Source organism: Brachyspira catarrhinii (genome assembly GCF_005518285.1).
Taxonomy (GTDB): domain Bacteria; phylum Spirochaetota; class Brachyspiria; order Brachyspirales; family Brachyspiraceae; genus Brachyspira; species Brachyspira catarrhinii.
On sequence record NZ_SJDU01000447.1, the window covers coordinates 1 to 1,670 of the forward strand.

General features: G+C 32.3%; 2 protein-coding genes. Both read right to left on the reverse strand.

Annotation, left to right across the window (positions count from 1 at the left end; genetic code table 11):
- The coding region (locus EZH24_RS11355; protein WP_419670462.1) for a PstC family ABC transporter permease at nt 1–548 on the reverse strand (548 nt) is incomplete at its 3' end.
- A gap of 106 nt (nt 549–654) precedes the next feature.
- On the reverse strand, nt 655–1,467 hold the full coding sequence (locus EZH24_RS11360) for a substrate-binding domain-containing protein (RefSeq protein ID WP_137999212.1): 813 nt from the start codon (nt 1,465–1,467) through the stop codon (nt 655–657).
- Nucleotides 1,468–1,670 lie beyond the last annotated feature (203 nt).

The window sequence follows — 1,670 nt, forward strand, 5'->3', positions numbered from 1 at the left end:
TCATAATAATATTTATAAACCGCTTCCAAATTATATCTGCTTATTGATGTTATAGTGGGAAGTATCATTATTCCCAAAATAATGGAACTTGCCAAAACTCCTTCGCCTACTCCGTTTGGAGATATATTTTTTAATAAAGGAACTAAAACTATCATGCCAAAAAATCCGTAAACTATCGAAGGAATTCCCGCAAGCAAATCTATAATTTGAGATAAAACTATTTTTAATTTTTTAGGGCAGAACATCGAAATATAAATTGCCGTAAATAATCCGAATCCTCCGCCGATTAAAGTCGAAAGAATCGTAACATAAAGCGAGCCTACTATCATTGGAAATATTCCAAATTTATTGTTTGAAGGTTGCCAATTCGTCCCAAATACGAATTCTAAAAATCCGACTTCTCTAAATAGAGGAACGCTATAAATAAAAATGAATATGCATATTGAAAATACCACGATAACCGCAAATATAGAACATATAAAAAATATATATTTCATAACATTGTCGATTATAGAATTAAATAAATGCTTATTAAAATTTTCTTTCATAATTTCTTTTAAATTTTTTAGTCTTTTTATTCTTAAACTATTGCCAAACAAATTGATTAAAAAAGTCGGCATACAAAATTAATTGTAATACCGACCTAATCGTTTTCTAATTTGCCACATACCCGCTTTCATTAATAACCAGCTTTCCGACATCGCTATCAATGAAATCCAAAAACGCTTTCGTTACTTCGCTCATCTCTTTTCCCTTTTTGGTGAAAATATAAAACGGACGATAAAGTTTGTAAGAGTCGCTTTTTATATTCTCCACCGAAGGAGCGACATATTCGCTTTGAGATTTCGCTTTGTATAAAAGCGGTTTAATCGTGTCGTCAACCGAACCCAAAGAAATATAGCCGAGTTTTGAAGAGTCGCTATTAACGGCGGTTTTTACTTTTCCCGTTCCGTCCAATATTTCGACTGTGGCTGGAAGAGGAGCATCTTTGCCTATGGAAGTTAAATCCGTAAAAGCACTTCTCGTTCCCGAACCGTCTTCTCTCGATATGGCTTTTGAAATAGAACCTATAGCCGTATTGCTTATGTAAAGATTATATAACTCTTCTTCGCTTATTTGAGTTATGCTCGAATCTTTATTGGCTATGATTACTATTCCGTCTTGGCATAAAAGATAAGCGTCCAATTCTGGAGCTTCGTTTTCTTTTAAATTCCTTGACGCCATGCCTATATCGTTGTTTCCGTTTATAGTGTCGCTCACTCCGATAGTCGAATCGGAAGTTTCAACCGTGACGCTATAATTGGAATTCGCTTCTTCGAATTTTTCAGCCAACTTAAACATTAGAGGCGATACCGAAGAAGAACCAGAAACGATTATACTTTTTGAGCTGTCGGAATTAGAACCGACTCCGCAACTTATAAACAAGAAAGAGTTTATAAGCGCTAAAGAAATGATTAGTTTTTTCATTTTCTTTCTCCTGTTAAATTAATTTTACGCAGACTTTATATAACAAATTAAAATTTAAATCAATACGAATTTCAAAAAAAATTAAAAAAATTCAAAATTTTTTTAAAGATTTAAGGTTAAATAATACATTTAATACATATTATTTGATAAATTAAATCGTTATTATAAGCGTAATCGCCGTTTTCTTTTAATCCGTTTGGAAT